The sequence below is a fragment of the Lutibacter maritimus genome (genome assembly GCF_900116115.1).
Taxonomy (GTDB): Bacteria; Bacteroidota; Bacteroidia; order Flavobacteriales; family Flavobacteriaceae; genus Lutibacter; species Lutibacter maritimus.
The window spans coordinates 78071-97916 of the sequence record NZ_FOZP01000001.1 but is presented as its reverse complement, the minus strand read 5'-3'; the positions used below and the strand labels follow the sequence as shown (position 1 = coordinate 97916).

Annotated in this window: 14 protein-coding genes; 9 read left to right on the top strand and 5 right to left on the bottom strand. The window is 27.8% G+C overall.

Going from position 1 to position 19846, the window contains the following annotated elements; genetic code table 11:
• Window positions 1-67 precede the first annotated feature (67 nt).
• From BM335_RS00410 to BM335_RS00400, 3 genes are read left to right on the top strand one after another with little or no spacing between them, the layout of a single operon-like run.
• On the top strand, window positions 68-3766 hold the full coding sequence (locus BM335_RS00410) for a metallophosphoesterase (protein ID WP_245780583.1): 3699 nt from the start codon (window positions 68-70) through the stop codon (window positions 3764-3766).
• Between the two features lie 12 nt (window positions 3767-3778).
• On the top strand, window positions 3779-4981 hold the full coding sequence (locus BM335_RS00405; RefSeq protein ID WP_090221813.1) for an alpha/beta hydrolase: 1203 nt from the start codon (window positions 3779-3781) through the stop codon (window positions 4979-4981).
• A 22-nt stretch (window positions 4982-5003) separates the two neighbouring features.
• The gene (locus BM335_RS00400; protein ID WP_090221810.1) at window positions 5004-6161 is read left to right on the top strand and encodes a C1 family peptidase; all 1158 of its coding nucleotides are present in this window, start codon (window positions 5004-5006) and stop codon (window positions 6159-6161) included.
• Between the two features lie 30 nt (window positions 6162-6191).
• Here BM335_RS00400 and BM335_RS00395 read toward each other — a convergent pair whose 3' ends face one another.
• Together BM335_RS00395 and menD are read right to left on the bottom strand one after the other, a co-directional pair.
• On the bottom strand, window positions 6192-6608 hold the full coding sequence (locus BM335_RS00395; RefSeq protein ID WP_090221808.1) for a S1 RNA-binding domain-containing protein: 417 nt from the start codon (window positions 6606-6608) through the stop codon (window positions 6192-6194).
• A 4-nt stretch (window positions 6609-6612) separates the two neighbouring features.
• Window positions 6613-8280 carry a 2-succinyl-5-enolpyruvyl-6-hydroxy-3-cyclohexene-1-carboxylic-acid synthase gene (menD, locus tag BM335_RS00390; RefSeq protein WP_090221806.1) on the bottom strand — a complete coding sequence of 556 codons (1668 nt, stop codon included), beginning with the start codon at window positions 8278-8280 and terminating at the stop codon, window positions 6613-6615.
• A 147-nt stretch (window positions 8281-8427) separates the two neighbouring features.
• Here menD and BM335_RS00380 point away from each other — a divergent pair, with 147 nt between their 5' ends.
• Window positions 8428-9555 (top strand): AraC family transcriptional regulator, encoded by a 1128-nt coding sequence (locus tag BM335_RS00380; protein WP_143102357.1) that lies wholly within the window; start codon window positions 8428-8430, stop codon window positions 9553-9555.
• Between the two features lie 198 nt (window positions 9556-9753).
• Here BM335_RS00380 and BM335_RS00375 read toward each other — a convergent pair whose 3' ends face one another.
• Complete coding sequence (locus BM335_RS00375) at window positions 9754-10827, bottom strand: chorismate-binding protein (protein ID WP_245780582.1); 1074 nt, start codon at window positions 10825-10827, stop codon at window positions 9754-9756.
• A gap of 27 nt (window positions 10828-10854) precedes the next feature.
• A complete protein-coding gene (locus tag BM335_RS00370; protein WP_090221798.1) occupies window positions 10855-11271 on the bottom strand; it encodes a PaaI family thioesterase in 417 nt (138 codons plus the stop codon).
• A 75-nt stretch (window positions 11272-11346) separates the two neighbouring features.
• On the opposite strand from BM335_RS00370, the gene BM335_RS00365 reads away from it, so the two are divergent.
• Window positions 11347-11847: an IS1096 element passenger TnpR family protein gene (locus BM335_RS00365; RefSeq protein ID WP_090221796.1), complete on the top strand. Its 501-nt coding sequence runs from the start codon at window positions 11347-11349 to the stop codon at window positions 11845-11847.
• A 35-nt stretch (window positions 11848-11882) separates the two neighbouring features.
• Here BM335_RS00365 and BM335_RS00360 read toward each other — a convergent pair whose 3' ends face one another.
• On the bottom strand, window positions 11883-12947 hold the full coding sequence (locus BM335_RS00360; protein ID WP_090221794.1) for a hypothetical protein: 1065 nt from the start codon (window positions 12945-12947) through the stop codon (window positions 11883-11885).
• 87 nt (window positions 12948-13034) lie between these two features.
• Between BM335_RS00360 and BM335_RS00355 the strand changes: the two genes are divergently transcribed.
• From BM335_RS00355 to BM335_RS15605, 4 genes are all read left to right on the top strand, one after another.
• Complete coding sequence (locus BM335_RS00355) at window positions 13035-13937, top strand: ABC transporter ATP-binding protein (protein WP_090221791.1); 903 nt, start codon at window positions 13035-13037, stop codon at window positions 13935-13937.
• Entirely contained in the window at window positions 13937-14764 is an 828-nt protein-coding gene (locus BM335_RS00350; protein ID WP_090221789.1) for an ABC transporter permease, read from the top strand. The genes BM335_RS00355 and BM335_RS00350 overlap by 1 nt, the downstream gene beginning before the upstream one ends.
• A 62-nt stretch (window positions 14765-14826) precedes the next feature.
• Entirely contained in the window at window positions 14827-18186 is a 3360-nt protein-coding gene (locus BM335_RS00345; protein WP_090221787.1) for a T9SS type B sorting domain-containing protein, read from the top strand.
• 70 nt (window positions 18187-18256) lie between these two features.
• The coding region (locus tag BM335_RS15605; protein WP_245780581.1) for a PKD domain-containing protein at window positions 18257-19846 on the top strand (1590 nt) is incomplete at its 3' end.

Sequence of the window (19846 nt, the reverse complement as noted above, 5' to 3'; positions counted from 1 at the left end):
GCAAAATATAATTCAACTCAAAAGTACATAAAAATATGTATTTTTACCTTTCAAAAAACATTGATTAATGCGAACTTCTTCAATTTATCTATTTTCATATTCAATTGTGCTCATGTTTTTAGTTAGCTGCGCTTCTTATAAAGCACAGTATAAAAATGAAAAAAAATGGGATGCAACACTTCTTGAAAATGAAAAAAACTTAGAAATAGCACATACTTTTTATGCAATTGGCGATGCCGGAAATGCAAATTTAAATGAAAATTTAACGCATTTTAATTTATTAAAAAATGAACTTTCTTCTGTTGATAAAAATGCAACTCTTTTATTTTTAGGTGATAATTTATATGAAAAAGGATTGCCTAAAAAATCACATCCAACAAGAAAAATTTCAGAACATAGGTTAAATGCTCAAATAAATTTAGTTGAAAATTTTAAGGGTAAAACCATTTTTATCCCTGGAAATCATGACTATTACAACCAAGGTATAAAAGGATTAAAAAGAGAACAGGATTATATTACCGATAGGTTAGGTAAAGATTCATTTTTCCCAAAAGATGGTTGTCCTATTAAAAAAATTGACATTTCGGATGACCTTGTTTTAATAATAATAGACTCCCAGTGGTACTTAGAAAATTGGGACAAAAACCCAACAATGAACGATAATTGTGATATTAAAACACGAGAACTTTTTTTTGATGAATTTGAAAGTTTAATAAAAAAGAATGAATTAAAAACTACCATAGTAGCAATGCATCATCCACTTTTTAGCAATGGATCGCATGGTGGACAATTTTCATTTAAATCGCAACTTTATCCTGTAAATAATAATTTTCCTTTACCAATTATAGGAACACTTGCCAATATTTTTAGAACTACTAGTGGAATTTCTGTTCAAGATTTAAACAATAGCTTGTATTTAGAATTAAAAAATAGAATTGTTACTCTTGCACAAAAAGCAGAAAAAGTAATTTTTATTTCAGGCCATGAACATAATTTACAATATATTGTGCAAAACAACATTCCACAAATTATAAGTGGTTCTGGCTCTAAAACTGCTGCTGCACGTGTTATTAATGGTAGTGAATTTTCGTATGGAGGTTTGGGATATGCGAAAGTAGTTCTATATAAAAATGGAGCTACAGATGTTTATTTTTACACTGAAGCAAAAGAAAAAAAAATATTGCTTTTTAAAAAAGAAATATACACTTCAAAAAAAGATAAAGAAATAGTAAATTTTCCTGTAAATTTTCCAAAAACTGAAACAGCATCAATTTATTCAACAAAAGAAATTTCAAAAGGAAGCATTTATTTAAGTTTGTGGGGCAAACATTACAGAAAGTATTACGGAACAAAAGTTACTGCTCCAACTGTTTTATTAGATACACTTTTTGGTGGATTAAAACCCATAAAAACTGGAGGTGGACATCAATCTAAATCACTGCGATTAGAAGACAAAAACGGTAGACAATTTGTAATGAGAGCTTTAAAAAAAAGCGCCACACAGTACCTACAAGCTGTTGCTTTTAAAAATCAATATATAGAAGGTCAATTTGAAAATACTTATACTGAAGATTTATTGTTAGATATCTACACAACTTCGCACCCTTACGCACCTTTTACCATTGGAAAATTAGCAGATGCAATTAATTTGTTCCATACAAACCCAACATTGTATTATGTACCTAAACAAAATGCTTTAAGTAATTTTAATAATGAATTTGGAGACGAATTATATATGATTGAAGAACATGCATCAGACAATCATAACATTAAAAGTTTTGGATATTCAAAAGAATTAATTGGAACTGATGATTTATTAAAAAACCTTAGAAAATCAGACGATTTTTTAGTGGATGAAGATGCTTACATTAGAGCTCGTTTATTTGACATGCTTATTGGTGATTGGGACAGACATGAAGATCAATGGCGTTGGGCAACATTTAAAAATGGTAACAAAACAACTTATAAGCCTGTGCCAAGAGATAGAGATCAAGCATTTTCTAAAAATGATGGCTTAATTTTAGGATTTTTAACGCGTGCCATTCCTGCGCTTAAACTTATGCAAGTTTTTAATGAAGATATAAGAAATGTAAAATGGTTTAACTTAGAACCTTATCCGCTAGATATGGCGCTGATAAATAAGGCCGATTTTGCATCTTGGAATAAACAAGTAAAATTTATTCAACAAAATATTACACCAGAAATAGTTGATGAAGCTTTTAAAAATTTCCCAACCGAAGTTCATGACAAAACAATTTTTGATATTAAAAAGAAATTGCTGGGCAGATTAAAAAATTTACCTAAAATAGCAAAAATATATTACAAACATTTAGCTAAATATGCTGTTGTAAAAGGAAATGATAAAGACAATTTGTTTGAAATTGAACGCCTTATAAATGGAAAAACCCTAGTAAAAATTTATAACATAAAAAATAATGAAAAAGGCACTAAATTTTTTCAAAAAATATATTCAAAAGAAGAAACTTCCGAAATTTGGATATATGGTTTGGATGATAAAGATGTTTTTAAAGTAACTGGCGTAAAAAACAATATAATTCCAATAAGAATTATTGGTGGTCAAAACAACGACATCTATAACATTGAAAACAAAAAGAGAGTTACCATTTATGATTATAAAACAAAGAAAAATACATTTAATAATTTACATGTAAAAACAAAATTAACAAATAACTATAAAACCAATGTTTATAATTATAAAAAATTAAAATATAACCAAAATCAAATTATGCCTTCTATAGGCTCTAATCCAGATGATGGTTTTAGAGTTGGAATTATAAATACGTATACGGTTTTTGGATTTGAACGAAATCCATTTACACAACAACACACAATAAATGCGTCGTATTATTTTTCTAATAAGGGTTACGATATTTCTTACAATGCAGAATATGCAAACATTTTTAGAAATTGGAACTTATTAGTTGAAACAAAATTTACCAGTCCAAATTATAGTATCAACTTTTATAATTTCGGAAACGAAACCCAAAATTTTGAAAATGAATTTAACGATAATTATCACCGTGTAAAAATAAGTACTTATGCAGTAAACCCTTTTTTAAAATGGAAAGGAAGACTTGGTTCAGAATTTAAAATTGGTCCTTTATTTGAAAGTATTGAAGTAGAAAACACTGCAAACAGATATATAAATGCTATAAATTATAAGCAAGAAAAAAGAAAAACCTATACTGGAATTCACACATTTTATAGCTATGAAAATTATGATAATAAAGCATTTCCAACCTTGGGAATGAACTTTAGTTTAGAAGCCGGCTGGAAACAAAACATTGAAAAAAACACTGAAAATAATGGTTTCTTTAGCCCTTCACTTGGCATTAATTATAAAATAATAAGTAATGGAAAAATTGTCTTCGCTACAAAGTTTAAAGGAAATATAATATTTGGTGATACTTTTGAGTTTTATAATGCAGCAACAATCGGTGGAATAGATGGCTTAAGAGGTTTTAGAAATCAAAGATTTACTGGAAACTCATCCTTTTACCAAAATTCAGACATTCGCTTTAACTTAAGAAATGTTAAAACCGAATTAGTTCCAATGCAATTTGGTATATTTACTGGTTTTGATTATGGAAGAGTTTGGTTAAAAAATGAAAATTCAAATGATTGGAAAACAGCCTATGGCGGAGGATTGTGGCTAACAGGCGCAGACATGTTAAATTTAAATTTATCAATATTTAATAGTAAAGATGGTGCTTATGTTAAATTTGGTTTAGGTTTCGGATTTTAAAAAATTATACAAATGAAAAAAATATTTTTAGTTGTTTTTTTAGTAAACTTTTCACTTATTTCAAGTTCTCAAGATATTAAGGTGAAAAAATTTAATTCTATGGAATTAAATAATGATCGGTATATAAAAATTTATGTCCCTCCAAGTTATCAAACTGAAACCTCTAAATTATATCCAGTTGCAATTGTTTTAGATGCCGAATATTTATTTGATGTATATGTTGGTAATGCTATTTTATTTGCTAATAAAGATGAAGCTCCAGAACAAATAATTGTTGGAATTAATCAAAATTATAATGATGAAAGATATAGAGATTGCTCCTACCAAAAAGAAAATAGTTTACCTACAGAAGAAGGCGCCAGTTTTTATAGATTTATTAGCGGTGAACTTTTTCAATATTTAGAAGAAAATTATAGAGTTTCGCCATTTAAAACCATTGTTGGCACAACATTAACTGCTAATTTTATTAATTATTTTTTAATTGAAGAGTACCCAAGCTTTAATGCTTTTATCAATATAAATCCGTATTATGCAATAGACATGCCTTTGTTGCTTCATCAAAAAACTCTGAGTTTAAAAGATGAGAATATTTATTACTACCTATCTAACGGTAAAAATAATTCAGAAAACATACAAACAAAAATTAATGAAACAAAAGCATTATTAGACAGTGTTCAAAATCCAAAATTCAAATATAAATACGAAGCATTTAACAATAATACAACAGCAACCATAGGGCAATCTATACCAAGTGCATTAGCATCCATTTTTGAATTATATTCTCCCATATCAACCGATGAATTTGAAAATAATATTAAAAATTTGTCTCCAGCCGATGCAATTGCTTATTTAGAAAATAAATATGTTGAAATAGAATATTTATTTGGAAGCAATTTAAAATTAAGACAAAAAGATATTTTTGCAATAGAATCCATAATTTTAGATAAAGAAAATGGTGATTATTTAAAAAACTTTGGTGAAATGATTAACAAATTATACAAAGATTCACCTATTGGAGACTACTATATTGGTAGGTATTATGAAACCGGAAAAAAATACAAATTAGCTTTAAAATATTACAAAAATGGTTATATGAAATTACCCGAAGGCGATCCTAACGCTGATGGTTATTATGAAAATATTGAACGTGTTTTAAACAAAAGAGACGGTATAATTGATGATTCAGAAACTGAAAATGAAGAAAATAAACAATAAACTTTAATTTAAATACTTATATATGAAACAACTAGTATTATTTTTAATTTCAATACTACTAACAACCACATTGTATTCGCAAGAAGACACAGTAGTTGAAGTAAATATTCCTACCCAACAAAAATATCACTTTGTACCAATTATTGATATTGAAGCTTCGGCAATTAAAAATCAAGGAAATACAGGTACTTGCTGGAGTTTTTCAGCATCCTCTTTTATTGAATCTGAAATTTACAAAAATACAGGTGAAATGATAGATATTTCAGAAATGTACAATGTACGAGAAACATATCCTGTAAAAGCATGGAATTATGTAATGCGCCAAGGTAAAATTCAATTTAGTGAAGGCGGTTTAGCTCATGATGTTTTAAATTCTGTAAAATTACATGGATTGGTTCCCGAAAGCGCATACACAGGATTAATGTCAAATGCAACGTCACACAATCATTCTAAAATTGTTCCTGAAATTCAAGTAATTTTAGATGATTATATTAAAAATGACAAAAACTCTAAATATCCAAATTGGAAAATTTCTGTTGATTCAATTTTAGATTTAAAATTGGGTAAAAAACCTGAAAATTTCAATTATAATGGTATTACTTATACTCCAAAAACTTTTTTAGAAATGACTAAATTTGATCCGTCAAACTATGTTACTTTAACGTCATTTTTACATCAACCATTTAATTCTCAATTTATTTTAAATATCCCTGATAATTTTTCAAACGGACTTTTTTATAACATCACCTTAAATCAATTGGTTGAAGCTACAGACGATGCTTTAAAAAATGGCTATACGTTAGCGCTGGATTGCGATGTTTCTGAAAAAACATTTTCATCAAAATACGGTGTTGCAATTGTTCCAAAAAAATTAGATGATCAAGAAAAATGTTTAACTTATATTGTTGAAGAAAGTGAAATATCTCCAGAATTTAGACAACAAGAATTTGAAAATTACAACACTACTGATGATCATTTAATGCATATTGTAGGTTTGGTAAAAGATCAGAACAATAATGAATATTATAAAGTTAAAAACTCTTGGGGAGCTAATAGTGATAGAATTGGAAACGAAGGTTATGTATATATGAGCAAACCTTTCTTTAAACTAAAAACTATCTCTGTAATGGTAAATAAAAAGGCTTTAAATGAAGCTTTAAAAAAGGATTTAAAAATATAATAAAAAAATCACCTAATTAGGTGGTTTTTTTTATTGAACTAGCTTTATTCCATCATCTTCAATAGTAATAAGTTTTTGCTTAAATAAGCCTCCAACGGCATTTTTAAAAGCCTTTTTACTCATATTTAATTGATATTTAATTTCATCGGGTGAACTTTTATCGTTTAACCCAATAAAACCGTCTTGCTTTTTTAAGGCATTTAAAATAATAATTTCATTTTTAACAATGGTTTGTTTAAAACCAACTGCTTGAAGACTTACATCAATTTTTTCGTCATCACGAATTTTTTTAACATAGCCAACTAAGTTTTGACCTTCTTCAATTTTTTGATACAATTCGTTTTTATAAAGTAACCCTTCATATGCTCCATCTACCAAAACTGTAAATCCTATTCCTGTATTTCTAACTACAAGTAAATCTACTTTATCACCTACTTTTAAATCCATTTTTTTATTCTTTTAAATTATTGAAATATGCTTTTAATATTTTGTCATTTTCTTCTCTTGGCGTAAAAATTTCTAACAATTTTGGCTTTTCAGAATTTTTATAAAACTTTGTAAGCTCTTTGTTTAAACTATCAGAATTACACGCCGAAAAATACTCTAAATTATACATTTTACACAAATGCTCAGCGGTTAAATTATGAGGCGTTTCAAAATAATCTAAAGCATTCGATTTTTGTGGTCCAGGAATAAATCGAAATATACCTCCACCACCATTATTTATTACTATTATTTTAAAATTTGTTGGAATATATTTGTTCCACAATGCGTTACTATCATAAAAAAAACTAATATCTCCAGTTATAAAAACAGTATTTCCTTCAACTGCACATGCAGCACCAATTGCCGTACTGGTACTTCCATCAATACCACTTGTTCCTCTATTACAAAAAACTTTTATTGATTTATGAATATCAAACAATTGAGAATAACGTATTACTGAACTATTACTTAATTGAAGTTGGGTTTCATTTGGTATTGATTTCAACAAGGTATCAAAAACTTTTAAATCGGAATACTCACAATTTTCAATAAAGCTTTTATGTTTTAATAATCTTCCTGCTTTTTTTGTCAACCAAAATTGCTGATAATTACTTTCAACAGCTGAAACTTTTAATATAAATTGACTAAAAAAGTAATTTGGACTTACTTTAAAATGGTATTTTAAACATAAAAAAGTGTCGAATGCTCTTTTAGCATCAATATGCCAATGTTGTTTTGGTTGAAATTTTCTTAAATGCTGTTTAATTTTTTTTGACACAATTAAACCTCCCAAAGTCAATAAAATATCCGGTTGAAAAAATTCCAACTCATTATCTTCTAATGGAAAAATTAATTTATCAATACTATTTATAAATTTTGGATGCGAAACATTCGCCGTATTTTCAATTAAAATTAAAACCGAAGGATCATCAACAAAAAATTCTAACTGTTTTTGTAGCTCATCATTAGGAAAATGCTCTCCAACTAAAATCATTTTTTTTGAAGCTACATTCCAACTAGCTGAAAAAGCATCTAATGTATTAGTATCAATAAATTCTTTTTGTTTTGTTTCAATTACAGCATCAACAACTAATAAATCTTCTGATGTTTCATACAAAGGTTCGTCAAAAGGAACATTTATATGTACAGGACCTTTTTCTAATTTTACTTTATTAATTGCATTATTAATAATATTTTTTATAACATTTATATCGGTATAATTTTCTGTTAAATTAACTGATGTTAAAATGTGATTTTGAAAAACATTTTCTTGTCTAATAGTTTGTCCATCACCAATATCAATTAAATGTTTTGGTCTATCGGCAGAAATAATTAACAACGGAATATTGCTGTAAAAAGCTTCAGAAATTGCAGGATAATAATTTAACAATGCAGAGCCCGAAGTACAAACAATTGCAACAGTTTTTTTCAATTGTTGTGCCATTCCAACAGCAAAAAAGGCAGCACAACGCTCATCAACAATACTATATGTTTTAATTGATGGATGGTTTGAAAATCCTATAGTTAGCGGTGCATTTCTAGATCCAGGTGAAATTACCACGTGCTCAATAGCATTAGCTAAACAAGAAGCTAATACAATTTGGGCGAGTTCGTTTTTTGGAAATTGAGGCATTAAATATTAAAATTAATTTGCAAAGTTACATAAACTAAATTTAGAATTTTCGCCTTTTTTTATAAGATATGATATTGATAATTATCATACAATTTTTTATAAAGAAATAGTATATTTCGTTCAATATTACTCAACAAAATAGCTGTTTTGATTAAAATAATTGCCATATTATCTACTTTATTTGTTAATTTATTTAGTGCAATTACACTTATTTCAACATCAAGCAAAAAATATAAAAATCGTTTTTTTTTAGGACTATTCTTTTTCAATAGTTTTATTTTATTTGTGGGCCATTTTTTATCATTCAATGAATATTGGAGAGCTTTTAAATATTTTGATTTTATCTTTTTAGCTTCATTATTAGCATTTTACCCATTGTATTACTTATATATTTATAGTGCATTTAATTTCAAAATTGCACCTGTAAATTGGATCTATCACTTTACTCCAGCGCTATTAATAGGTATTTTAATGTTATTAGCTTCAAGTTTATCTAGCTGGGAAAGTTATTTAATTTATATGAATAATAATTTATACAATAGTGAATTAACCGATATAAATTCTAAAATTTTAGCATATTTATATAAAGGTAGTAGAGCATTTCATTTATTACAAATTGTAATTTATAACTTTTTAACTATTCGTTTTATTTTAAGAGTAAAATCAAGTATAGACAATTCATTTTCTAATTTAGATGTGTACCAAACTCGCCTATTTTATATAGTAACAATTTCCTTTATTTTATTTATGTCCATTCCAGGATTTTATGTTACTTTAATTGGACGAACACCTTTAAATACAAATGGAATTTTATTATTTTATGTGTGTTTACTATTTACAATATTATATTTAATTTTAACTATTATTGGTTTAATTCAAGTACCAACTACTGAAGATATTGAAAATAATTCTTTAGATATTGAAGAAATTCATTTAAATGATTTAAATGAAATTGAAAAAAATTTAAAGCTATATTTTACAAAAGAAAAACCTTGGTTAAACCCGCACTTAAATATATGGGATGTTGCTAAAGAAATAGGAACAAACAGGTCTTATATTTCAAAGGTAATAAATGATAATATTGGTTGTAATTTTAACCAATATGTAAATGAGTTTAGAGTTAACGAAGCTAAAAAATTATTGCACAAAACACCTGAAATTCCTATTGCAGAAATAAGTGAACTTTCGGGGTTTGGATCACTTAATTCCTTTATTAGAATATTTAAAATATCAGAAAATTGTACTCCTTCAAAATTTAAAAAACGCATACCGTAATTTTTACGATTTAGTACTTATTTTTTACGATTTAAAAAGTTTTCACATTTAAATTAAGTTAATTTTGGGTAAAGATTACACCGAGGTTTAGGTAGCGCTTTTGGGAACGAATTGCTAGAATCTGTTTTACATATTATCCCCCACTAAATGTGTAAAAATAAAATTGTTATAAAAAACTTAAAGCTTGGTGTTTCTTTTTTATAATATATTTTTCATTATTTGGCTTTTTGAAACTGTTTCTTCAAACTCTTTTTCAGGCACACTTTCATTTGTTATACCTCCACCAACAAATATTTCGGCACAATTATTTATAATTTGCATACATCTTAAGTTTACAAATAATTGTGAAGAATTATGCATATTCAACTCACCTAAAAAACCTGAATAGTATGTTCTTAAATAACTTTCATTTTCTAAAATAAATTGTTGTGCAGTATTTTTTGGCAATCCACAAACTGCAGGTGTTGGATGCAAAGCTGTTACTAAATCTTTTAACATATTTAAATGAATTAATTCACCAGAAATATCGGTACGTAAATGCAATAAACTACCAGCTTTTATGGTATAAGGCCCATTAATTTCCTTTATATCAACACTGTTTTTTATGTTATTGATAATAAAATCTGTAACAAACTGCTGTTCTTGTAGTTCTTTATCCTTCCAAACAACATCAGTTGTATTTACAAAAGGTTGTGTTCCAGCCAAAGCCATTGTTTTAAAATGGTTGTTTTTTATATTTAGCAAGCGTTCAGGAGTAGCGCCCATCCAAAGTCCAACTTGTGGATGAAACCATATGTAAACATAAGCATTTATATAATTTTTCAACATTTTTTTATACGTATTTACCATATTAAAATGAGAAAATTCTATAATTTCTTTTCTTGATAAAACAATTTTTTGAGACTTTCCTTCTTTAATAAATTTTAATGCTTTTTCAACTAAATTTATGTGATCTTCTTTTGCTTTATTAAAATTATTATCATTGGTAATTTTTACAACACTATTTTTAGTTAAAAGCGTATCGTATTGCGTAATTTTTGTTTGAAATGTGCTACATTCTTTAGCCGGAAAAAGCACCTTTCTACCATTATCATAAAATGGCATAAATACAAAACCTTGCTGATTATAATCTTCTAACTCATATAATTTTGTATTGTTTTGAACTATTAAAGACACAAGTTCTTCATTTGGTTTTCTATAAACAACAAATGGTTTTTGAGCTTTATATATAGCTGTTATTTTATTAAAAAAAGATGTAATTTCAGTTTGCAATGGAACTTATTTCAGTTTTAAATTATTTTATTTAGCCAAAATGTAATTTGTTAGTTTACATAACGAAATTACTCTACCTCTATCATCTACAATTTTAATTTCAACTAAATGAATGGTTTTTCCTTTGTGAATTATTTTTCCAGTTGCGGTAATATTTCCATGCTTTACACTTCGTAAATGATTGGCAGAAAATTCAATTCCGCGAACACTAAACTTGTTTAAATCAATAGCTAACATAGATGTTGGACTTCCAACAGTTTCTGCTAAAGCCATTGTTGCGCCACCGTTTAAAATACCGTCTGGCTGGTAAACGCGCTCATTAACTGGCATTGTAGCTACTAAATAATCTTCACCCAAATCTGTATATGTAATTTGTAATGTTTCATTTAAGGTGTTTTTACACATATCATTAAGTGCTTGTAATTTGGTTTCCTTTTCAGTCATATAAAAATTCTTGGATTGTAAAAATAAGAATTATAACTTTATATAGTACATTTGTAAATCATATATATAAAAACAATGGCTTATAAAATTAGAGTAATATTAGATGTTGAAAAAGATGTATTTAGAGATTTCCTTGTAAATGAGGCAACTAATTTAGAGGATTTACATTTTTTTATTGCGAAATCTTTTGGCTTTAACGGACAAGAAATGGCTTCTTTTTACAGAAGTAATAATGAATGGGAACAAGGTGATGAAATTCCTTTATTTGACATGTCTGAAGATGATACAGAAATTTCAATGAGTAATTGCTTATTAAATCATGTGTTAACTAAAGTAGGTGATAAATTAATTTATGTGTATGATTTCTTTTCTATGTGGACATTTTTTGTAGAACTTTCTGAAATAACCACAAAAAAAGAAAAAGACTTACCTAAAATTACCCTATCATTTGGTTTTCCTCCTGAAAAAGCTCCTGAAAAAGAGTTTAAAGCAGACAAAATGTATGACGACTTTGATAATTTTTTAGATAGCGATGATTTAGAAAATATTGATGACATAGATTTTGATAATTATTAAATCTATACACAAATTGTTTAAAAATTTTAATTAAACTATCTTATTATATAAGTGTTTACATTTTCATAATTTCTAACCACAAAAGCAAAAGCAACTTTTAAAATTTCGCCCATTGAGGTACATTTTTTAAAGTCTTTATCATTGGTATATTTTACTAAATCCATTTTTAACTGATGAATTTTTTCTGGAGTAGAAATTTTGTCATGCAACATACAAGCCAGCAAATCGTTAACTCTTTCTTGCGAACCTCTAATTCTTCTTGCAATTGCTGAACGTTCTTCCCTTTTATATTGCTCAATAGACTCTTTTTGTAAATTTTCTTCCACCATTTTTACAAACGGATAATTTTCTTTAAAAAATTGTGGAAAATAAACTTTTAAGTTACCTTCAAAACTTTGTTGGTCAAAATCCATAGCTCTAATTCTGTATTCAACTTGGTCAAAATCATACGAAGCTACAATTACATAATTATAAGAACGCATATCGCCCAACAAACGAATCATACATCGCTCATTAAATTTCACAAATTCTTTTGATAAACGTTTTTTTCCTCTAACTGAAACAGTTTTTAAATTTTCTGCTAAAAATTGATCACCAGGAATACCTAACACATGTTCTTCAATTAAAGTATCTTTATAAACCAAAAAGTTAATATTATTTGGCGATAAAATATGTTCTAACTCCAAACCATACACTCTTGATGCATCGGCTTTTTTAATATATAAATACGTATGATTATCGTTTAAAATATTTCTAACTTTAATTCTAAACGGTTTAGAATTTCCAAAAGTACAGTAATCAATAGCATCTACAGTTAAAAAAGGTAAAGAGTCTTCACTTCCATCACCATGCAAAATTAAGTACATACGTTTTAAACTTAAATCAATTTCATCACGCTCATGTTCAGCATAATAAACTCGAATCCACAACGTATCTTCACCATTTTTATCATATACATTTATGGCTCCTGCAAATCGTAATAAATCATCATAAAAAACAGGAATTTTAATATTTCTATTATATTCCGTTAAATAATCATATAATTGTTGATTGATTGGAAATGCTGGTTTTTTTTGAGAAATTAATTTTTGTTCTTCCATATAATAATCTTGTAAGGCTCAAATTTAGTATATTGCTGTAACAATTTTAAATAAAACTCGTCTTAATTTATACTAAACAAAAATCTATTGGAAACAATCTTAACAATAAATAACCTTAATAAAAAGTTTGGAAACATTCATGCAGTAAACAATTTATCTTTTGAAATTAAAAAAGGAAATGTTTATGGTATTTTAGGTCCAAACGGTAGCGGAAAATCTACAACGCTAGGAATTATACTAAATGTTGTAAATAAAACCTCAGGAAATTTTAGTTGGTTTGATGGTAATTTATCTACACATAATGCATTAAAAAAAGTAGGAGCCATTATTGAACGACCAAATTTTTATCCGTATATGACTGCAGTTCAAAACCTAGAGTTGGTTTGTAAAATTAAAGGAATTACATTTGATAAAATTGAGGAAAAACTAAAATTAGTAAACTTATTTCAACGAAAAGACAGCAAATTTAGCACGTATTCTTTAGGAATGAAGCAACGTTTAGCAATTGCTTCAGCGCTTTTAAATGATCCTGAAATTTTAATTTTAGATGAACCAACTAATGGTTTAGATCCGCAAGGAATTCATGAAATTAGAGAAATTATAAAAACAATAGCGCACAACGGAACAACTATTTTATTAGCATCGCATTTATTAGATGAAGTTGAAAAAGTTTGCACACACGTAGTTGTTATTAGAGAAGGTGTAAAATTGTACTCTGGAAGCGTTGATGAAATGATAGCTTCTTACGGTTTGTTTGAACTAAAAGTTGATGGAGAAACTTCTAAATTAGTAGAATTACTATCTAATTTTGAAGGAATTGGCACTGTAAAAATAGAAGATGATAAAATTATTGCAACATTAAGCAAAGCAATAAACGCAAAAGAGATTAACAACTATTTATTTAAAAATGGTGTTATTTTATCACATTTGGTAAAACGCAAACCTAGTTTAGAACAACAATTTTTAACATTAACCAACAACAAATTATAATGTTTAGACTTTTAAATATTGAAATTCATAAATTAAAATATAGCAAAGCAAGTAAAGTTTTAATTATCATTTATTTTGCATTATTAACTTCAATTGCTTTAATAGCAGCTATAAAATTTGATATTGGTCCTATAAAATTTCATTTAGCTGAACAAGGCATTTTTAATTTCCCATATATTTGGCACTTAAATACGTTTTTAGCTTCTTGGTTTAAATTCTTTTTACTGTTGGTTATTGTATCAATGATGGCAAATGAATACAGCAATAAAACATTAAAACAGAATTTAATTGATGGTTTAAGCAAAAAAGAATTCATCCTGTCAAAATTTTACACAGTAATTTTATTTTCACTTATTTCAACTGTTTTTGTATTTACTGTTTCACTTATTTTAGGATATATATATTCAGATTTTAACGAATTTTCTATAGTAACTACTGATTTAGAATATCTAATCGCTTTTTTTGTAAAACTTTTAGGATTCTTTTCTTTTGGACTTTTTCTTGGAATATTAGTAAAACGATCGGCATTTGCAGTAGGCGCAATGTTTGTTTGGTTTATTTTTGAAAGCTTTGTAAAGGGAATGCTTTATTGGAAAATAAAACCAAATGCCGAAGATATTATGCGCGTTTTTCCTTTAGAAGCTATGAGTAACCTAATTAAAGAACCATTTACACGCTTTAGTGCTGTTAAAAGTGTTGCTAAACAAGTTGGAGAAGATTTATCTAAAGACTTCTCTGTACAACCGTTAGATATTTTAATTGTTTTACTTTGGACAAGCGCATTTATTTATTTTTCCTTTTTACTACTTAAAAAAAGAGATTTATAACCATTATTAACAAACGTTTAAGCATATATTTATATATTTGAAATCTTTAGTGTTTTAAATATATGAAAAAATTACTTTTCCTTTTTTTACTTTTAATTTCTAGTACAATATTTTCTCAAGGCGAAGCAAATTTTTGGTATTTTGGAAAAAATGCAGGGATTAATTTTAACTCAGGAAATCCAGTTCCAATAACCGGAAAATTAAATACTAACGAAGGTTGCTCATCTTTTTCCGATAAAAATGGAAACCTTCTTTTTTATTCAGATGGTATTACCGTTTGGGATAAAAATAGCAATGTAATGCCTAATGGAAAAAATTTAAAAGGCGATCCTTCAAGTACACAATCTGCTATTATTGTTCCGCATCCTGGAAAAAACAACATCTATTATCTTTTTACAGTTGGTGCAAATAATTATGATATGGATGGAAATTTAATAAGTGCTACAGAAGGACTTCAATGTTATACCATTGATATGACTGCAAACGGCGGTTTGGGCGATGTTATAGGAGCTCCAATTGATTTATCAAACGGACAAAATGCAAATTGGACTGAAAAAATTACTTCTGTAAAAGGTGCTAATTGTAATTCTTATTGGGTAATATCATTAGTTAATAATACTTTTGTAACCTACAAGATTGATAGTACAGGTTTAATATCAACACCAATCATTTCAACCGTAAATAATTATTCGCAAGATCCAAGAGGCTACTTAAAAGTGTCACCAAGCGGAAAAAAATTAGCCAGTGCAACTTTTGGAGCATATGGAAATTTTTTATTGTACAGTTTTGATGATGCTACTGGAAAAATTAACAATGATGGATTACAACTAATATCTAATGTGGCTGCTGATGGTCACGTTTATGGTGTTGAATTTTCGCCTTTATCCACAAAACTATATTGTTCAACGTATAGTTCAAATACTAATAGACTTTATCAGTTCGATTTAGAAAGTTCAAATATTATAGCTTCCAAAAAATTAATTAACAAACAACCAGGTTACAGAGGAGCCTTACAATTAGCACCAAATGGAAAAATATATGCTACAGTTCCTCTAGATTATAATACAGGAACAAATTATCTTGATGCTATTAATTCTCCTGAAAAACTGGGCTTAAATTGTGATTATCAAGAAAAAGCATTAGACCTAGGTTCTAAAAGTTATGCAATGCAAGGTTTACCTCCTTTTATTTCATCAATATTATTACCAATTGAAATTACCGATGGAATAACTACAGAAAACCTAAATAAAACCGTTGCAAAAAGATGTTTAGGTGAAAGTTATAAACTTGCTTCAGAAAACATCTCTGGAAATGTAATTTATAAATGGATATTTAAAGGAAATGTTATAAGTACTAATGCCACTTTAAATATTAATAATTTAAGCGCCTCTATGGCAGGAGTTTATTATTTAGAAGCTGAAACTGTTGATAATTGTGGTTTTAAAATTATATACAAAGGTGAAGTAACTATTGAAGTTTTTGCAAAACCAACAATGTATAAACCTGCAAATATTTTACAATGTGATGCTGATGGTGTTAATGATGGTTTTTATACTATAGATTTTAATACAATTACTAGTCCACAAATTTTAAGTGCGCAAAGTGCTTCAGGTTTTGAAGTTTTGTATTTTAATACTCAAACTGATGCCAATCTAAATCAAAATCAATTATCCAATTTATATACTAACAAAACCGCATATGGAAGTGAAACTATTTATGCAAGAATACAAAATATAAATAGTCCATTATGTTACCAAATCACAACATTTAATCTGAGTATATTTGAAACTTCGTACCCACCAGTTAACATCACTAATTTATCGCAATGTGATTCTAACAATACAGGAACCGAAATTGATGGTTTTGAAATTTTTAATTTAACAACAAAAAATTCAGAAATACTTAACGGACAAGATCCAACAAAATTTACTATCGCTTATTTTTCTGATGCAGCATATAACAATCCAATAACAAATCCAACTTCATTTAAAAATACCACAATTAACATTCAGCCTATTTATATAAAAATAACCAATAAAAACAATCCAAATTGTAGCACAACTACATCATTTAATATAGAAGTAAATGCATTACCTATAATAAATTCAAATTTTACTTTAAAACAATGTGATGAAGATGGTATGGCTGATGGCTATACCGATTTTAATTTAAATGAAACAAATAATTACCTTTCAAATAATAATTTAAATTTAAAAATAACCTATCATTTAACTAATAATGATGCTGTATTAGGTACAAATGCAGTTATTAAGGCTCCTTTCTCAAACGCAACTCAAAATAAAGTTTTTGCCCGAATTGAAAACTCACAAGGTTGTTTTAGAATTGCTCAAGTAAATTTATTAGTTTCTTCAACCTCATTTCCAAAAAATTATCTTAAAAAAGTAATTCAATGTGATGATGATGCTATTTCTGATGGAAAAAATTTATTTAACCTTTCTCTTCAATCTGAAGAAATCAAAAAATTATTTCCTACTGGTCAAAATCTACAAGTTTCATATTACAGAAATTTAAAAGACGCACAATTAGAACAAAATATTATCTCTGTATCACAACCTTATTTAAATGAAACCCCATACAATCAAACCCTTTATGTTAGAGTTGAAAGTGAAGATAATGGCGAATGTTTTGGATTAGGACCTTATTTAAATTTAATAGTAAATCCTAGACCCAATTTTAACATTCCTGAAACAGCCATTTATTGCAAAAATCTACCACCAATTACAGTCGCTACATTTAATGCAAACGGACAATATACTTATGAATGGAAAAACCAAAATGGGCAAATTATTAGTACTTTACCAAGTGTACAAATTAGTGAAAAAGGTACGTATACTGTTATTGCTACATCAAATGAAGGATGTGAATCTTTCAAAAAAATACTAGAAGTTTTTGAATCTGAAATTGCAACAATTACTTATAATGATATTAAAATTGTAGATGATTCAGATAATAATAGCGTCACAATTTCAACAGAAAATTTAGGTATAGGTGATTATGAATTTGCTATAAATAATATCGGAAATTTTCAACCAGAACCTTATTTTGAAAATGTTGAACCGGGAATTCACACAGTATATATTAAAGACAATAACAATTGTGGTGTTGCAAAAATTGAAGTTTCGGTTATAGGTTATCCAAAGTTTTTTACACCTAATAATGATGGCATAAATGATACTTGGAAAATTTTAGGAGTTTCTGATAAATTTTATGTCAACTCAAATATCTACATTTTTAATAGATATGGTAAACTAATTACTCAAATTGACCCCAAAGGTGAAGGTTGGAATGGTATTTTTAACGGAAATTATTTACCTGCAACCGATTATTGGTTTTCAGTTGAACTAATAGATAATAATGGCGAAATTAGAATTAGAAAAGGGCATTTTAGTTTAATTCGATAAGTTTTAACACAATATAACTTTTTAATAAACAGATATATACTATCTTTATAACAAGAAGCCTCTCTAAATTATGAAAAGAGTAGTGTTTTTTTTGTTAGTTCTATTTCCTATTGTATCATTTTCGCAAAAAGAAGCTGCAATTTGGTACTTTGGTCAATATGCTGGGTTAGATTTTAATTCCGGTGCTCCTATTGTTTTAACAAATGGCCAATTAAATACCTTTGAAGGTTGCGCAACAATAAGTGATTATTTAGGAAATCTACTATTTTATACAGATGGTGTAACTGTTTGGAATAAAAACCATTTGGTAATGCCAAATGGAGCAGGATTGCTTGGAAATGCGTCAAGTACACAATCTGCCATAATAGTACCAAAACCAGGAAATTTAAATCAATATTATATTTTTACAGTAGATGACAGAAATGCCATATCTCCTTTATCAACCAATGGAATACGGTTTTCAACTGTAGATTTAACTTTAAATGGTGGATTGGGAGATATAATTCCGTCTCAAAAGAATTTAACGTTAGTTGCACAAGCCTACGAAAAAATAACCGCTGTAAAACACGCAGATAGCAATTCATTTTGGGTAATTTCATTTATACAAAATAGATTTTTAGCTTGGCGAGTTGATGCAACTGGAGTGAATACAACTCCAATAATTTCAAACGTTTCTAATGCTCCTGATTCTAGAGGTTATCTAAAAATATCTCCTGATGGGAAAAAAATTGCTTGTGCAAATTTTGGAACTGGAGCATCTATGAAAATTTATGATTTCAATCCTGCTACTGGTTCAGTATCAAACGAAACTCAATTAAATTTTGATACTGCTAATGACATCCCTTATGGCGTTGAATTTTCAATGCAAAGTCAAAAATTATATGTTACTACAAGTCAATTATCAGGAAATACTCACAAGCCTCCTGGTAAATTATATCAGTTCAATATGGCTAGTGCCAATATTTCTGCTTCTAGAATACTTATACACTCTTCAAATATAAATACTCGGGGAGGATTGCAATTAGCAATTGACGGAAAAATATATAGAGCGTTATCCATAAGTACTACCAGCCAAACAGGAACCTTTTTTTTAGGAGTTATAAATAACCCAGAGAGTAACGGGGCTAGTTGTAATTATGTACACAATGCTATTGATGTTAGTAATGGAAATCCAAACAGAAAAGTTGTAGAAGGCTTACCTCCTTTTATACAGTCATTCTTTTTATCATCCATTTCTTCAAAAAAATATTGTTTTGGTGATGCTACAGAATTTACAATTAATTCCACTGCTCCACCAACAAGCGTTGTTTGGGATTTTGGAGATCCAGCTTCAGGAGTGAATAATACTTCTACTGTTTTAAATCCTACTCATATATTTTCATCTGGAGGAAATTACACTATAAGTGCAGCAATAACCGTTGGTACAAGTACAAATATTATTTCAACAGATGTCACAATTTTAAATTCTCCTTCTGTTACATCTCCTGTGTCATTATTACAATGTGATGATGATATTGATGGTTTTGTAAACTTTAATTTAGAAGATGCTAATCCTTTAATTTCAGCCGAAAACCCAAGTCCTACAATTACCTACTTTTTAACGGAAACAAATGCCATTAATAATACAAATCCTATTACAAATACAACCGCTTTTAATAAT